General features: G+C 41.7%; 1 protein-coding gene. It reads left to right on the top strand.

Translation table 11 applies throughout. The features are described 5' to 3' along the window. A partial coding sequence (locus tag PL9214_RS31750; protein ID WP_186440500.1) for an Ig-like domain-containing protein occupies nt 1–290 on the top strand: 290 nt, incomplete at both ends.

Genomic DNA, 290 nt, shown 5'->3' with positions numbered 1-290 from the left:
ACAACTCAACAAGATATTCCTGTCACCTTAACCCCTCTAAATAACGATACTGACCCAGAAGGTGATAATTTAATTATTGAATCCGTTAATAATCCTAATAACGGTACAGTTAACTTAAATCCTAATACCGGAGAAGTTGTATTTACGCCTACACCCGGTTATATTGGCCCTGCAAGTTTTGAATATACTGTCAATGATGGTAATGGGGGAACAAGTACCGCAACTGCTAATATTACGGTGAATGCACCCCCCAACCAAGTCCCCACAGCAACCAACGACACCGCCACAAC

Origin of the sequence: Planktothrix tepida PCC 9214 (assembly GCF_900009145.1) — a bacterium.
Taxonomy (GTDB): domain Bacteria; phylum Cyanobacteriota; class Cyanobacteriia; order Cyanobacteriales; family Microcoleaceae; genus Planktothrix; species Planktothrix tepida.
This window is presented reverse-complemented; position numbering and strand designations above follow the sequence as displayed.